Origin of the sequence: Candidatus Rubrimentiphilum sp., assembly GCA_035710515.1 — a bacterium.
Classification (GTDB): domain Bacteria; phylum Vulcanimicrobiota; class Vulcanimicrobiia; order Vulcanimicrobiales; family Vulcanimicrobiaceae; genus Rubrimentiphilum.
Genome location: DASTDE010000004.1, coordinates 533,725 through 548,739 on the forward strand (window position 1 = coordinate 533,725; position 15,015 = coordinate 548,739).

14 protein-coding genes and 1 tRNA gene are annotated in these 15,015 nt (G+C 62.1%); 11 read left to right on the plus strand and 4 right to left on the minus strand.

Annotated features, from left to right (window positions below):
* The first annotated feature begins 1 nt into the window (after position 1).
* From VFO29_11705 to VFO29_11725, 5 genes are read left to right on the plus strand one after another with little or no spacing between them, the layout of a single operon-like run.
* On the plus strand, positions 2-790 hold the full coding sequence (locus tag VFO29_11705) for an RNA polymerase sigma factor SigF (GenBank protein HET9394170.1): 789 nt from the start codon (positions 2-4) through the stop codon (positions 788-790).
* Between the two features lie 36 nt (positions 791-826).
* A complete protein-coding gene (gene alaS, locus VFO29_11710; protein ID HET9394171.1) occupies positions 827-3,391 on the plus strand; it encodes an alanine--tRNA ligase in 2,565 nt (854 codons plus the stop codon).
* Positions 3,388-4,062, plus strand: a complete 675-nt coding sequence (locus VFO29_11715) for a hypothetical protein (protein HET9394172.1) — start codon at positions 3,388-3,390, stop codon at positions 4,060-4,062. Before alaS ends, VFO29_11715 begins: the two co-directional genes overlap by 4 nt.
* A gap of 44 nt (positions 4,063-4,106) precedes the next feature.
* Positions 4,107-5,513 (plus strand): DUF2723 domain-containing protein, encoded by a 1,407-nt coding sequence (locus VFO29_11720; protein HET9394173.1) that lies wholly within the window; start codon positions 4,107-4,109, stop codon positions 5,511-5,513.
* On the plus strand, positions 5,510-6,685 hold the full coding sequence (locus VFO29_11725) for a hypothetical protein (protein HET9394174.1): 1,176 nt from the start codon (positions 5,510-5,512) through the stop codon (positions 6,683-6,685). The genes VFO29_11720 and VFO29_11725 overlap by 4 nt, the downstream gene beginning before the upstream one ends.
* Here VFO29_11725 and VFO29_11730 read toward each other — a convergent pair.
* Together VFO29_11730 and VFO29_11735 are read right to left on the minus strand one after the other, a co-directional pair.
* Positions 6,682-8,439 carry a DUF255 domain-containing protein gene (locus VFO29_11730; GenBank protein ID HET9394175.1) on the minus strand — a complete coding sequence of 586 codons (1,758 nt, stop codon included), beginning with the start codon at positions 8,437-8,439 and terminating at the stop codon, positions 6,682-6,684. The genes VFO29_11725 and VFO29_11730 overlap by 4 nt on opposite strands.
* Before the next feature lies 1 nt (position 8,440).
* Positions 8,441-8,719, minus strand: a complete 279-nt coding sequence (locus VFO29_11735; GenBank protein HET9394176.1) for a hypothetical protein — start codon at positions 8,717-8,719, stop codon at positions 8,441-8,443.
* 72 nt (positions 8,720-8,791) lie between these two features.
* Here VFO29_11735 and VFO29_11740 point away from each other — a divergent pair, with 72 nt between their 5' ends.
* From VFO29_11740 to VFO29_11760, 5 genes are read left to right on the plus strand one after another with little or no spacing between them, the layout of a single operon-like run.
* Positions 8,792-9,004 (plus strand): hypothetical protein, encoded by a 213-nt coding sequence (locus tag VFO29_11740; protein ID HET9394177.1) that lies wholly within the window; start codon positions 8,792-8,794, stop codon positions 9,002-9,004.
* Positions 9,004-9,165, plus strand: coding sequence for a lmo0937 family membrane protein (locus VFO29_11745; GenBank protein ID HET9394178.1), 162 nt, complete (start codon positions 9,004-9,006; stop codon positions 9,163-9,165). The genes VFO29_11740 and VFO29_11745 overlap by 1 nt, the downstream gene beginning before the upstream one ends.
* Positions 9,166-9,187: 22 nt before the next feature.
* Positions 9,188-10,858, plus strand: a complete 1,671-nt coding sequence (ligD, locus tag VFO29_11750; protein HET9394179.1) for a non-homologous end-joining DNA ligase — start codon at positions 9,188-9,190, stop codon at positions 10,856-10,858.
* Positions 10,858-11,811 (plus strand): non-homologous end-joining DNA ligase, encoded by a 954-nt coding sequence (ligD, locus tag VFO29_11755; protein ID HET9394180.1) that lies wholly within the window; start codon positions 10,858-10,860, stop codon positions 11,809-11,811. The genes ligD (VFO29_11750) and ligD (VFO29_11755) overlap by 1 nt, the downstream gene beginning before the upstream one ends.
* Before the next feature lie 60 nt (positions 11,812-11,871).
* Positions 11,872-12,723, plus strand: a complete 852-nt coding sequence (locus tag VFO29_11760) for a Ku protein (protein ID HET9394181.1) — start codon at positions 11,872-11,874, stop codon at positions 12,721-12,723.
* Between the two features lie 3 nt (positions 12,724-12,726).
* Here the strand turns inward: VFO29_11760 and VFO29_11765 are convergent, their stop codons facing one another.
* Both VFO29_11765 and VFO29_11770 read right to left on the minus strand, forming a co-directional pair.
* Positions 12,727-13,914: an MFS transporter gene (locus VFO29_11765; GenBank protein HET9394182.1), complete on the minus strand. Its 1,188-nt coding sequence runs from the start codon at positions 13,912-13,914 to the stop codon at positions 12,727-12,729.
* Positions 13,911-14,846, minus strand: coding sequence for a trypsin-like peptidase domain-containing protein (locus VFO29_11770; GenBank protein HET9394183.1), 936 nt, complete (start codon positions 14,844-14,846; stop codon positions 13,911-13,913). Before VFO29_11770 ends, VFO29_11765 begins: the two co-directional genes overlap by 4 nt.
* Positions 14,847-14,927: 81 nt before the next feature.
* On the opposite strand from VFO29_11770, the gene VFO29_11775 reads away from it, so the two are divergent.
* Positions 14,928-15,014, plus strand: a tRNA-Leu gene (locus tag VFO29_11775).
* Position 15,015: the final 1 nt, after the last annotated feature.

Below are 15,015 nucleotides of genomic sequence, written 5' to 3' on the forward strand. Positions count from 1 at the left end.
AGTGCAGTCGCACACCGACGAGGAGCGTTGGGACCGTCATAAGACGCGTGAAGCATTCGCGCGCTTCGCTACGGCAAAGGCGCACCCAGGTTCTCCCGCCTATGAGAAAGTACGCAGCGAGCTTGTCGTTGCGCACTTAAACTTGGTGCGCTACCTCGCGGTGAAGTTCGCCAATCGCGGCGAGGCGCTGGACGATCTCATTCAGGTCGGGACGGTCGGATTGCTTAAAGCCATCGACCGGTTCGATTTGGAACGCGGCGTCGAATTCACCACGTACGCGACGCCGACCATCGTGGGCGAGATCAAACGCTACTTCCGCGACAAGGGATGGGCGGTCAAAGTTCCGCGCCGGCTGCAAGAGTTGAACCTTGCCGTCAACCGGGCGATCGAAAAGCTCTCCGTGAAGATCGGGCGCAGCCCAACCGTCGGCGAACTCGCCGAGCATCTCAGCGTCACCGAAGAAGACGTTCTCGAAGCTCAGGAACTCGGGCAAGCGTACAACTTGCTCTCGCTCGATACCGAGCTCTCCGGCGAAGGCGACAAAAAGTCGCAGACGCTGGCCGATTACATCGGCACGACCGACGCCGGACTTGCGTTGCTCGAGGATAAGGCCAATCTCGAACGCGCCTTCGAGGTGCTCTCCGGCCGCGAACGCGTCATTCTGTATTTACGCTTCTACGAAAGCGTTTCACAAACCGAGATCGCTAAGCGGCTCAACGTCTCGCAGATGCACGTCTCGCGTCTGCAGCAGAAGGCGCTCGAAAAACTTCGCAACGTGCTCCAGGAGTAGGCCCCGGCAGCGACCCCCGCCAAATAGGTTCCCTTCATGAAAAGCCAGGAGCTGCGCTCGGCGTTCGTCGAGTTTTTTACGGCTCGGGGACATAAACTCGTCCCGCCGGCGAGCCTGATTCCGGACGCGATGTCGACGACGCTCTTTACGATCGCCGGTATGGAGCAGTTCGTGCCGGCGTTCTTGGGCGACGAACCGCCGCCGGCCGAAAACGCGGTGACGGTGCAGCGTTGTTTGCGCGTCGCCGGCGCGAAGAGTGACATCGAACACGTCGGCCGTACCGGGCGCCACGGCACGTTCCTTGAGATGCTCGGCAACTTCAGCTTCGGCGGCTACTACAAGCGCGAGGCGATCGCCTACGCTTGGGAGTTCGTCACGAAGGTGCTGAAGCTCGATCCGAAGCGCATCTCGATCACCGTCCACATCGACGACGATGAAGCCGAAAAGATCTGGCGCGACGAGATCGGCATTCCGGCCGATCGCATCTCGCGGTTGGACGAAGATAACTTTTGGACGATGGGAGCCACCGGGCCGTGCGGACCGTGCACCGAGATGTTCTTCGATACCGGATCCGAGAAGATCGAGTTCTGGAACATCGTCTTCCAGCAGTTCAACCGCACGGCGGACGGGACGCTGGAAGAGTTGCCGCGCAAGCAGATCGACACGGGAATGGGTTTCGATCGGACTCTGGCGATCGCCAACGGCAAGTCATCGATGTACGAGACCGATCTCTTCACCGGGATCGTCGAAGCGCAGCCTACGCCCAAGTCCCAGCTCTCCGCGAAAGATCAGCTGGAACGGCGCAACATTATCGCCGACCATGCGCGCGCCGCAACGTTTTTGATCAACGACGGAATCTATCCCAGCAACACGGATCGCGGCTACGTTCTGCGTTTCTTAATCCGGCGTGCGATTCGCAATGGGCGCCTCTTGGGCTATCCCGACGGTTTTCTCACCGAACTCGTGCCGGCGGTCGTGAAATCGCTCGAAACGGGCTATCCCGAGCTGCGGGCCAATCTGTCGCGCATTCAGCAAGCGCTGCGCGCGGAAGAGCAGACCTTCGACCGCACGCTCGAACGCGGAATGGCGCGCTGCGCCGCACTCTTCGACGAGCCGAAGGTAGTCAAGTCGAAAGTGGTGCCGGGCAAAGACGCCTTCGAGTTGCACGATACATATGGTTTTCCGGTCGAGTTGACGCGCGAGATTGCAGGCGAGCGCGGACTCACCGTCGACATGCCGGCGTTCGAAGCGGCGATGAACGAGCAGCGCGAGCGCGCGCGGCGCGACGCGGCCGCCAAGAAACCCGCGGTCACGCTCGCGGATCTACCGGCAGTCAAGAGTGAATTCACCGGATACGACGGCCTCGAGAGCGAGGGCGAGATCGTCGCGCTGCTCAAGGACGATCAGTCCGTGGCGCAGTTGCGTGAAGGCGAGAGCGGACAAGTGCTGCTCGATCGCACGTCATTTTATGCGGAACGGGGCGGGCAGATCGGCGACCACGGCGTGCTGCGCACCGACTCTGCGTTTTTCGAAGTGACCGATACGCAGTACGTCGGTGAAGCGATCGCGCACATCGGCACGCTGCGTTCGGGCGAGTTACGTCCAGGCGAGCGCGTCCGGACGGAAGTGTACGCAGATTGGCGCCGCGAGATCCGCCGCCACCACACCTCGGCGCATTTGTTGCAGCGCGCGCTCAAGGACGTGCTGGGCGATGACGTGGCGCAGGCGGGTTCGTGGGTTGGCATCGATCGCATGCGTTTCGATTTCCGATGGCCGCACGGCGCGCTGGCGGCCGGACAAAAGCGCGAGATTGCGCACCGCGTGAACGAGATGATCCGCGACGACACGCCGCTGGAGACGCGCGTGATGCCGATCGAGGAAGCGCGCGCCAGCGGCGCGATTATGATGTTCGGCGAAAAATACGGCGAGCGTGTGCGCGTGGTCCAAGCCGGTCCTTCGGTTGAATTCTGCGGCGGCACGCACTCGCACTCGACCGGCGAACTGGGTCTCTTCCTCATTCTGAGCGAGTTTTCGATCGGCAGCGGCATTCGCCGCATCGAGTCGTGCGTTTCGCGCACCGCCGAAGAGTACGTACAGCGCCAGCAAGAGTTGGTGAGCGGGCTGGCAACGTCGCTGGCCACTTCGCCTGAAGAGCTCGGCGAACGAATTGAAAAGCTGCAAACCGACGTCAAGGAACTGCAGAATGCCGTCGGCGATTTGCGGGCGCGCTTGGCCGGAGCCGACGCGCAGACGTACCTCGACAAGGCGGAACACAAAGGCGATCGCAGCTTCGTCGGCGCGGTCGTCCCGGAGGCCAACTCCGAGGCGCTGCGGCACTTGAGCAGCGCGATCCGGCAGCGCATGCGCACGGGCGTGATCGCACTGGCCGGCATCGACAACGGCACGGTGAGCCTGCTCGTGAGCGCGAGCGACGACATGGTGAAGGCCGGCGTCCACGCCGGCAACTTGGTGAAGCTGGCCGCGCCGTTCGTAAACGGCCGTGGCGGCGGACAGCCCGGTCAGGCTCAAGGCGGCGGAAAGAATCCGGCGGGCGCTCCGGACGCGCTCAAAGCGATCCGCGAAGCCGTTCTTTCGGCGTGAAACTGCTGCTCGCGTCGCTGCTCTTTGCGGCGATCGCTCCGCCGAACGTGCTCGACTCCCAGCTGGTGCTGCAGCGTTACGAAGCTCGGCTCGGCGTGGTCAAAGATCCGCAAACGATGATCTTCATGTATGCGGTTTCGCAAGCCGGGCCGCAAGACATCGATCAAACGCATCGCGTCTACCGCAGCGGCAACCTGGTGCGCGACGAGACGCTGGTCGTGGACGGCGTTGCGCAGAAGTTCACGCGCATCGCGCGGTACCGCAACCGCTACACGCTCCAGAGTTTGGCTCCGCGAGCCGCACGCTACGTCTTCCTGTTCGTCCGTCCGATACGCGCGGCCAACCGGTACGATTATCTTTACCGCGCGGTTCCGTTAGGAGCGCCGGCGTCATACACCGTGGCAAGCCTGACGATCGACGGCCGCACGTTCTTGCCGCGCGAGATCCGTTTTCGCAGTACCGGCGTCGGCGCGCGCGGCAACGGCACACTGACGTTTACTGCGGCGGGCAAGTATTGGGTGCCGTCTTCAATTGCCGTGCAGGGAACCATCAACGGGCGCGCCGCGCGCGAACGGATCTTATTTACGGCCTACCAATTTCCGGCGAGCCTGCCAAAATCGACATTCCAAGCTCCCAAAGCGCTGCCGCCGGCAGTTCTGCCAACATTCTAGCGGCGCGCGTTGCGCCGTGGGCGGCGTGGCTGCTGCCGCTGGCGGTGTTCGCCGCCTCGCTGGACGGCGCGGTGAGCTATTGGGATACGGGCGAGTCTCAAGTGGTTCCGTGGATCTTTGGGATCGCGCATCCCACCGGATTTCCGGTCTTCACGATAGGCGCCGGTATTTTCGCGCACGTCGTTGCCATCGGGCCGGTGGCGTGGCGTATCGCGCTCTTTAGCGCGATCGCCATGAGCGTTGCATCGTGGGCGGTCTTCCGCATTTTGCGCGAGTTGGATGCGGAAACGTGGATCGCGCTCGGTGCTGCTTGCGTCTTCGCTTTCGGTCAAATTGTTTGGACGCGCGGTACGCGGGCCGAAGTGCACGCACTTGCCGTCTGTCTTGCGGCGCTCACACTCTACTTCACGGTGCGATGGTACGTCCGTGGCGAGCCGCGCTCGTTCATGGCCGGCGCGTTGTGTTGGGGCTTGGGCGTTGCAACGCATCCCGTCGTCGCGTTGTTCGCACCTGCGCTGCTCGTGGTAGTATTCACGCGAATCCGTCAGCTCAAGCTGCGCGTTTTTGCGGCCGGTCTCGCGGTGCTGATTTGCGGCCTTGCCTGCTACGCGTACCTGCCGGTACGCAGCGCGATGATCACGCAGGCGCGGCTCGATCCGACCCTGCAACTGGGCGACGCTCCGGGCAAGGCATTTTGGGACATGAATCATCCCGCTTCGTGGGACGGATTCAAACACGAGGTGAGCGGATCGGAATATGGATCGACCGGCTTTCTGGCAGCGATGGTAAACCCGCGCACATACCATGACGGTGCGCCGCCGTTCTTGGAGCAGCTGTGGCGCGAGTTCACGCCGTTTGGCATCTTGCTCGCGCTCGGAGGTATCGTCGCACTCGCGCGCCGCGACGCTGCACTTGCGATCGCGCTCTTGCTGGCCGGCACGATTCCGGCGATCTTCGCTTTCGGTTACACGATCGAAGCCGACATCGCGCGCTATTACTTGATCCCCTGTCTCGTCGTCGCCATCTTTGCGGGCTATGGCGCATCGGCAATCGCCCGCGCGATGCCTGAGATGCGGACGGCGTGCATCGTCGTGGTGGCGGGCCTCGCGATCGGCTTGTTGCTCATCAACAGGGACACGTTCAATCAGCGCCACTCGAGCGGCGCGTCGGGTCTTATCGGCACCGTCGTCGCCCACACGCCCGACGATGCGGTGTTGCTCGCGCCCTGGATCGATTCAACCGCACTCGCATATGCAGCGTACGTCGATCGCTCACTCGGACGGCGCATCGTGGATAGCGCGTGGCTGAGCGACGAAGCCGCGCGCGTACCGGGCTGGATACGGCAAGGGCGCCACGTGTACGTCGTCGATCAGGTCTACGGATCGGTTCCGGGCTATCGCCTGGTAAAGATTCCGGGCTCGCCCGACGTATACCGGATCGTTAAAGAATGAACCGCCGTTCGATCCTTGCGGGGATGGCGGCCGTGCTGCTCACGCTTATCGCCGGCCATTTCCGATCGACGCCCTATAACAATTATGTGCTGCTCGCCGCCGCGCTGCTGCACGGCCACACGTGGATCACCTGGCCCGGTGCATATATCGATGCACTCGCCTATAACGGCCAGCACTATGTGATCGAAGGCCCCGTTCCCGCGCTGCTGCTTCTGCCGTACGTTGCGATTGCGGGAACGGCTGCGAACCAGACGTTGCTGGCGGCCGTGCTGGCCGGAGTTGCGATCGGCGCGGCGTGGGAACTCGGCGAGCGTTTGGGGATCTCGCGGCGAGCGAACCTGTGGCTCACGATCTTCTTACTCGCCGGTACGGATCTCTTATGGTGCGCCTCGCTCGGCGACGTGTGGTTCATCGCGCACGTCAGCGCGGTGGCGTTCACGCTGCTGGCGTTAGCGGAACTCTGCGGAAAACGTCGTGGATGGCTGGTTGCGCTCTTTGCGATCGCCGCGGCCGGGTCGCGTTTTTCGCTGGTGCTGGCGCTTCCGGTCTACGCGGCACTCTTGCTCGCTCGGGATGCGCGCCCGGATGTTTGGCGGCTCGATCGGGCACGCCTTCGCGCGCCGCTCATAGGGTTTGTGGGCGTTCTCCTTGCCGCGGGCGCGCTCTATGTCGCATATAATCTCTCGCGCTGGGGCACGATCGCGGACATCGGCTATGTAACGTGGTACCACCAGGACACCGCGGGCTCGCCGACGGGCTCACCGTTTCAATTACAGTATCTGAAGTATCAGCTCTGGTCGTTTTTCGTCCAGCATCCGGACTTCGCGTCGACGTTCCCGTGGATCAAGCCGTCGTACTCCGGCATCGCGTTAACGTGGATTTCGCCGGCGCTGATCTTCGCACTCTGGGCCCGGCGGCCGCGCGCGTTCGTCGTTGCGCTCTGGTCGGCGACGATTCTCGTCGCGATTCCATCGTTCGTCTACTACGTCAACGGCTTCGCGCAGTACGGAATGCGCCACGCGCTCGACTTCGAGCCGTTTCTCTTTGCGTTGATGGCGCTCGCAGCTCGTGAGAAGATTCCGCTCTGGGTGAAAGCGCTGATCGTCTATTCGTGCGCGGCTTGTCTCTACGGCGTGTGGTATTGGAACGCAATCTTGCGACCGGGCAACTAAGCCAGCTGTTCGAAAGCCGTGCGTAATTCGGCCGTCGTGCGGGCCGGCGAGCCGCAGACGTTTCCACGGCATAAATAAGCGACCGGCGCGGATGCGGAGTCCATTCCGCGGTCTCGCAATGCTTGCGAGTCGCCCGGCGAGATCGTGCAGACCGTTAGCATCGGATCCGGCAGCGCGCGCGCGGCCTCGCGCAGGTCCGCCGTCTCTCCGGGATCGCCAATCAGCATCACCGATAATTCGCGACTGAAGTAGCGCCGCAGCGCCCGGGCAAACGGAGCAGCAAACATGCGCATCCCACCGTAGTTCGATGCATACACTTGCAGCGTACGTTCGGCTACTTGCCTGCGCGGTTCATCGTTGGCAAGCGACGCCAAACGCAAGAAATTTTCGGCCAGTAGCGAGTTATCGGCAAGCGGGCGTTGGCGGTTCGCGAGGTTACCCAGCTGCTCTTCGATACCCGCGTGATCGTAGAAGCCGCCGTCCGGCGCCGCGAAGCGGCGTTCGATCGCAATGGCCAGTTCGCGCGCTCGCGTGAAAAAGCGCGGTTCGCCGCCGCACTCGTGCGCATCGAGCAGTGCGCGCAAATACGCCGACTGGTCGGCGAGCAGTCCGCGCACTTGCGGTTTTCCGCCGGGCTCGACATAGTGAAAGAGCAGGCCATCGTCGTCGCGCATGTGATCGTGCAGTGCGTCGAGGGTGGCCTCGGCCTCGCGCAGCAAGTCGTCATCGTCGAGCGCGGCGCTCGCCAGCGCGAACGCGCCGGCCATCGCGGCAGTCCAATTCGTGTACGAGGTCCGGTCGACGTACGGCGCCTCGCGTTTGCGGCGTTGCTCGAGCGGCAACGCAAAATAAGCTTCATCTGCGTCCTGGCTGCCCGCGAAAAAGTGCGTTTTTGAATCGCGGAGCACCGTCCGGACATACCGCAGCGCGGATTCGAGCGTCGCACGAAAACTGTTGTTTCGAGTCGTGCGCGCCAGTTCGGCGAGGATGCGCAGCAGCGCCGCGTGATCCTCGGTCATCTTCTCGAAATGCGGAACGCTCCAATCGCGCGTAGTCGAATAACGGAAGAATCCGCCTTCGACGTGATCGTACGTCCCGCCGCCGGCCATCGCGAGCATCGATTTGGCGACCATCTCGTACAATCGCTCATCGCCGGTGACGCGATACTCTTGCAAGAGAAAATCCAGCACGTCGGTCATTGGGAATTTCGGTTCGCTGCCGAAGCCGCCGTACTCGGGATCGTAGGTGTCGGCGATCTCTTCGAGCACGCGCGCTATCATCGTCTCGCGCAGCTCGCCCGTGGTTTCGCGGCGTGTCGCCGCTTCTTTCCGAAGCTCGGCGGCGCGCTCTTCCACGTGCGTACGGTTCTCTTTATAAAATGTGGCGATCTGATCGAGCGCGCCGAGCAGTTGGTCCGGCGGCATGTAGGTCGCGCCCGCGAGCAGCTCACCGGCCGGCGCGAGAAACGCCGTGGTCGGCCAGCCGCCTTGGTTGTAACGCGCGTTGACGTCGGGGCGGCGGTCGTTGTCGACGCGCACCGGAACGAACCGCTCGTTGATGGCTGCGATCACGCGCGGATCCGAATAGCTCGTTTCATCCATGACGTGGCACCAATGGCACCATACGGCCGATATTGAAAGCAGAATCGGCTTGTCATCGCGGCGCGCTTCGGAAAACGCGGTCTCTCCCCACGCGCGCCACGCGATTTCGTTCGCGCGGTTGGGACGCGGCGAAAAATGAAACTCCGAACTCACTTCACTCATCTTCCCCCGAAGCGCCGCGCAGGAACGTGGAGCCGTACAAGATCGCGACCAACGCCAGGACCGACAACGCCGGGAGGGTCAGCGGCGGCCACATGATCGCGGCCAGCATTGCCACGGCAAGTCCCGCGAAGGCTAGGCAATAGCCTTGATGGGCCCTTGGCCCCATCCCGTAAACGTGGCCCTCGTAAAAGGTGCGGGTCGCTGCCCGGGAGCGCCACCAGGCCACGCCCGCGAGCACGACCGAGAGTACGAGACCGGACACAAGCCACATAAAGGCGGTTTCGCCCGATATGCTTGCTTGCACTCTGGGTATAACGGGCCCGGCATCTACTCGAAAGGAGCAGTGACTCGTATGGCTGATGGACCGGTTGTAGTTAACGACGGTAGCGGAAGCGGCGCGGCTGCCGTAGGCATCGTTATCGTCGTCCTCGTTGCGATCCTGATTGGTATCTTCGTCTGGCATCCGTGGTCGGTGACGTCGAGCAGCACGTCGACGAACAACGGCACGACGACGACGACCAACACCACGACTACTGGAGGAGGCACCAAACCCTAATGGCCGGTTTATTGTGGACGATTATCGTCATCCTGGTGGTTATTTGGCTGGTTGGATTCTTGCTGGTCCACGTCGGTGGCGGCCTGATCCACCTCATCCTCGTGATCGCCGTGATCTTGCTCATCATCAACCTGCTGAGCGGCCGAGGAGCGCGAGTCTAGACTCGCGCACCATATCGGCAGAATGCCGGTAAAAAAGCGAGCCTCTGGAGCGAGTCGGGTTCGGGAGCCCGGCTCGCTCAAACGTTATCACGCCAAGCGCGACTTTAAAGCGACGCCCGAACCACGCGGTGCGCCGGTTAAGGGCGGCAAGCGTTTGCGTTTTGTCATTCAGAAGCATCGCGCATCCCGGCTGCATTACGACTTTCGCCTTGAAGCTGACGGCGTTTTAAAGTCGTGGGCCGTTCCCAAAGGGCCGTCGCTCGATCCGGCCGATAAACGCCTGGCGATGCACGTCGAAGATCACCCGTTCGACTACCGCACGTTCGAAGGCATCATTCCGAAGGGTCAGTATGGCGCGGGCGAAGTGATCGTGTGGGATGAGGGCACGTATAAACTTGCCGACGGCACCGACCCCGCCGCGGAGATCGGTAAAGGCAAAATAAAATTCATTCTCTTCGGGAAAAAACTGCACGGTGAGTTCACGCTCGTGCGGATCAGAGGCCGCGGCGAAGAGGGCGGCGACCCGTGGCTGCTGGTCAAAGACAAAGACGAATACGTCAACACTAAATACGATATCGCCAAAGACAACAAATCGGCGAAGACCGGCCGCACCGTCGAATCGTACGCCAACGATCCGCGCGCGCCGCATTGGGATTCGGGCCGGAAAGCGTCGGGCCGTTTAGCCACCAAGGAAAAAAAAAGCGCTAAACGCGATCCGATTCCGGTCATTCACACGCCGATGCTGGCCACGCTGGTGGACGAACCGTTCGACGACGACGATTGGCTCTTCGAAATAAAGTGGGACGGCTATCGCGCGATCTGTACCGTGCGCGAGAACGGCAAGCTCTCACTGGTCTCGCGCAACGGCCTGGATTTTCTAAAACAGTTCCCCGAGCTGGAAGAACTGAGCGGCGCGTGGAAGTCGCTGCCGATCGTCGTTGACGGCGAGATAGTGAGCCTGGACGAACGCGGGCGGTCGTCGTTTCAGCGCTTGCAGGGCAGCTTCAACCGGCAGCGCCCGAGTGCGCGGTCGCCTGAAGCGAAGAAATACCCATTGACGTACGTCGCCTTCGACGTGCTGTACGCGGACGGCAAAGATTTGCGCAAGACGCCGCTCGAACGGCGCAAAGGCATTCTGGAGCAGGTCATCGGCGACACCGGTCTCGTGCTGTATTCAAACCACGTGGCCGGCGACGGGCGCACGTTCTTCGAACAAGCGCAGCGGCAGCAGCTCGAAGGCATCATCGGAAAGCGGCGCGACTCGCTGTATCAGGAACGCCGCACGCGCGACTGGGTGAAGATCAAAGCGCAGCTGATGCAAGAGTGCGTGATCGGCGGTTTTACCGAACCGCGCGGCAGCCGCAAGGGGTTTGGCGCGCTTCTCGTCGGGCTTTACGATCGCAAGAAACTCTACTATGTCGGCTCCGTCGGGACGGGGTTCAATACGAAGTTGCTGGCTTCGCTCACCGCGCAGCTTAAGAAGACCGAACGCAAAACGTCGCCGTTCGTCAACGACGTCGAGTCTGTTACAAAAGCGCACTTTGTGGAGCCGAAGCTCGTCGGCGAAGTCCGGTTTACGGAATGGACGCGCGACGGCGTCATGCGCCAGCCGGCGTTTTTGGGTTTGCGCCTCGACAAGAATCCGAAGGATTGCGTGCGCGAGGTGCCGATCGACACGGACGACGTGACGTAGTGGCTTCGCGCACGACGCAGCAGGCGAAGGTCGGCGGTCGCGAACTCACGTTCTCGAATCTCGAGAAAGTGTTGTTTCCGGACGACGGCTACACCAAGGGCGACCTGATCGCGTATTACCTAAGCGTCGCGAAGTGGCTCTTGCCGCACCTGAAAGATCGGCCGCTGACGCTGCAGCGCTATCCGGACGGCGTCGACAAGCAGTCGTTTTTTGAAAAGCAGGCGCCACGCTTCACGCCGGAGTGGATCAAGACGGTGACGCTTTCGGCCGATCAAGGATCGCGCAAAGTCGCCTACATCTTATGTAACGACGAAGCCACGCTCGCATGGTGCGCGAACCTCGCCGCGATCGTCCTGCATGTGTGGTATTCGCATCGTCCGACGCTGGAGCACCCGGACTACGCGCTCTTCGATCTCGATCCCACGGAAGGCTGTACGATGAAAACGCTCGCGACCGTCGCGCTTGAATTTCACGACATGCTCGGCGAGATTGGCCTGAAGCCGCTCGTAAAAACAACGGGCGGCAGCGGATTGCACGTCGTAATACCGCTGCAGTCCAAGTATTCGTACGACGCGATCAAGCAGTTTGCGGAGATTGTCGCGCGCAAAGTCGCGCACGAGCTGCCGAAGCTGACGACGCTCGAGCGCTCTATTGCGAAGCGGCCCAAAGGCACGGTGCTGCTGGACTGGGTGCAGGTCGGACGCGGCAAGACTGTGGTTCCACCCTACGGTGTCCGGGCGCGCGATGGTGCGCCGGTCTCGATGCCGCTGGCCTGGCCCGAGCTGAAGGCGCTGGGCGCGAAGCGCTCGACCCCCGAGGCCGCCAACGCCCGCTGGACCATCGCCAATGCCCGCAAGCGCCTGCAGGCCGAAGGCGACCTCTGGGGCGGCAAGGCGTGGAAGGCCGCGGCGCTGGAGCCGGCTCTCAAGAAGGCGCAGCGCGCCTGGGGATAGGCCGCCCGGCCCCCGGTCGGGTATACTCAAAGTCGCAGTTATCCACAGGGGGCATCTCTCTTGGCACACGCGATCTGGTCGGGGTCTATTAACTTCGGGCTCGTCACGATTCCGGTCAAACTGTTCACGGCCGTCCGCGCGAACGAGCTGTCGTTCAATTTGCTGCACAAAAAGGACGAAGGCCGGATCCGCTACGAGCGCATCTGCACCGTCGAAAACAAGCCCGTGCCGTACGACGAGATCGTCAAAGGCTACGAATATGAAAAGGGCGACTACGTCATCCTCACCGACGACGATTTCAAGAAAGTGAATCCCGAGGCAACGCAAAGCGTCGACATCTTGGAGTTCGTCGAACTCGACAAGATCAACCCGATGTATTTCGACAAGCCCTACTATTTGGAGCCGACGAAGCAGGGCCGGCACGCGTACGCGCTGCTGCGCGAAGCGCTCGAACGCGCGAACAAGGTTGCGATTGCGCGTGTGGTGATTCGCACCAAGGAAGCCATTGCGGCCGTCAAACCGTCGGGAGAGGCGCTCGTTCTCGAAATTATGCACTGGGCCGACGAGATGATCGAAGAGTCCACGCTCGATCTGCCGGGCGATACGAAACTGCCCGAGCCCGAGATGAAGATGGCCAAGATGCTGATCGACGCGATGAGCGTCGACGAGTTCGAGCCGGAAAAATTTACCAACCGGTACCACGATGAACTGCTCGCTATGATTGAAGCGCGAGCGGCCGGTAAGGAACTGCCCAAACCGAAGAAGGCGCCGCCGCGCGCGAAAGTCGTCAATCTTATGGACGTCCTGGCGCAAAGCGTCGAGGCCAGCAAGCAACGCCGCGGCGCGCGCAGCGCCGAAGCCGAGAAACGCGCGGCGCACAAAGCCGCACCGAAGCGGCGCAAGAGCGCCTAGTTTCTAGCTCGCGCCCTCTTTTTGCGGTGTCGCGGCCGGGATGCGCGCATCACCGCGCCGGCTTTGCAGCACGCCTGCTATAAAGGCGATTGTCGCGAAAAAACACGATGCGGCTCCGGCCCAATGCGAGCCGAGTCCGCCGAGAGCCGCCGTGGAGATCGGCGGCGAGACAATTCCCGAAAATGAATCGAGCGACGAGGTAACGCCCAGGACGGTGCCCTGACGCCGCGCGTCCGCCGCGTTGCTGATCAGCGCCGTCAAACCGCTGTTGCTGAGCGCCATGCCCACACTCAGGAGCGCGGCCATAGCGGCCAGCTCGTACACGGAATTGACGAATGACACGAGTCCGAATGCAGCGACGAGCGCCAAGAGGCCGACGGTCGACATGCCGCGATCGCCGAGTCGATCCGAGACGCGGCTGATCAGGAAGACGTTAACGACGACGTTGAGCGAGGCGATGGCGGTGAAAAAATAGTCCGTTTGTATCAGACCGAAATGCAGTTGCTGCGCCAGATACAACGCCATGACGCCGAACCAGGCATACATCGCCAGCGAGAGCGCGAGTTTCTGCCAAAGCAGCGGCGAGAACTTTGGGTTCTTGAACGTGCGGACGATCTCGGCGGCGCCGACGACTTCTTCACCTTTGCTGCGCGACTCCGGCAGAAAACGGATCGTCGCGAGCAGCGTCACGAACTGCAATGCAGCAGCGGCGTAGAAGGGGGCGCTATAGCCGAACCGCGAGTACAGTACCGACTCGATCAGCGGTCCGAAGATCATGCCGGCAGAAAACGTCGCCATGATCAAGCCGAAAGCGCGCGAGCGCTCTTTGGGCTCGACGAGGTCGGCGACGTATGCCTGCGTCACGCCGATATTTCCGCCCGAAGCACCCTCGACAATACGCGCCAGGAAAATCATTGGAATTGTGGTCGCCGCGCCGAGCATCGCCCAGCCGATCGTCGCGCCGATCTGGCTGATGATCAGCACACCTTTGCGGCCGATGCGATCGGAGACGTTTCCCCAGATGGGTCCTGACACGAGCTGGCAAAAAGAGAACGTTGCAAAGATGACGCCGACGATGAAGGGCGTGGCGTGAAAATGCGTCGCAAAGTACGGCAGCAAGGGAATCAGCATGCTGAATCCCAGGATGTCGATGAAGGTGATGCCGAGGATCGGCGCTAGACGGCGGATCACTCGGCTTCGATTGGGAGAACCAGCGGCTGCAAGCGTTCGTTCTTTCGAATAAGCGTTAAGCGGTAACTGCGCCGCAAATCGATCGTAGTGAGTGTCCGATGAAGGTCGTCGATTCCGCGCAGGCGTTGGTCTTCGAATGCAACGAGCACGTCGCCTTCGCGTACGCCGGCGGTTTCCGCCGGACTGCCCGGTTCGACTGAAAGCACGAGCACGCCGTGCGAGCCGGTCAGTTCATGACGCCGCACGAGCGCACGATGCAGCTCGATGTCTTGTCCCGCGACGCCCAAATATCCGCGCCGCACGCGGCCGTCGCGGATCAACAAGCCGCCGATGAACTTCGCGGTGTTGATTGCGATTGCAAAACAGATCCCCTGACCGGGAAAAACGGCGGTGTTCACGCCGATGACGTGTCCGTCGGCCGTCACCAGCGGGCCGCCGGAGTTGCCGGGATTCAGCGCGGCGTCGGTTTGAATGACGTTGTCGATCAAACGCCCGGATTGTGCGCGCAGCGAGCGTCCGAGCGCGCTGACGACGCCGGCGGTTACCGTGTACTGCAAACCGTACGGATTACCGACGGCCACGACGAGCTGCCCGGGTTGTAAAGCTGACGAGTCGCCTAAACGCGCGACTGAAAGATCGCTTGCGTCGATACGCAGCACGGCGAGATCGGTGTGCTGGTCGGCACCGACCAGGTCGGCTTCTAATTCGCGGCCGTCCAAGACGGAGACCGAGAGATGCGTCGCACCTTCCACGACGTGCGCGTTGGTGAGCACCAAACCGTCCGGCGTAAAGACGAAGCCCGAACCATTTCCGCGCTTGCCGTTGGCGCGCGCCTCAATCGCCACCACGGCCGGGCTGACCGTGCGGGCGGCGTGCGTGACGGCCTCGGAGTACGCGTCCAGCGGCTCCGGCCGTTCGTTGACCACAAACATCGTGGCTCCAGAAACCTTACGACGGGGGCGGAAGTTTCAGGGGAGGCCTCGCGCGGATGCGCGAATCGGCCTCGGTCCATCGCCCAGATGGCGGAATTGGTAGACGCGCTGGTTTCAGGTATCAGTGGCCGCAAGGCCGTGGGGGTTCGAGTCCCTTTCTGGGCACCAA

What these genes read in the sequence shown, in the direction of transcription:
- alaS (HET9394171.1), top strand. Translation starts at nt 827, where the DNA reads ATGAAAAGCCAGGAGCTGCGCTCGGCGTTCGTCGAGTTTTTTACGGCT.
- VFO29_11725 (HET9394174.1), top strand. Translation starts at nt 5,510, where the DNA reads ATGAACCGCCGTTCGATCCTTGCGGGGATGGCGGCCGTGCTGCTCACG.
- VFO29_11735 (HET9394176.1), bottom strand. Translation starts at nt 8,719, where the DNA reads ATGTGGCTTGTGTCCGGTCTCGTACTCTCGGTCGTGCTCGCGGGCGTG.
- ligD (HET9394179.1), top strand. Translation starts at nt 9,188, where the DNA reads ATGCCGGTAAAAAAGCGAGCCTCTGGAGCGAGTCGGGTTCGGGAGCCC.
- VFO29_11770 (HET9394183.1), bottom strand. Translation starts at nt 14,846, where the DNA reads ATGTTTGTGGTCAACGAACGGCCGGAGCCGCTGGACGCGTACTCCGAG.
- VFO29_11745 (HET9394178.1), top strand. Translation starts at nt 9,004, where the DNA reads ATGGCCGGTTTATTGTGGACGATTATCGTCATCCTGGTGGTTATTTGG.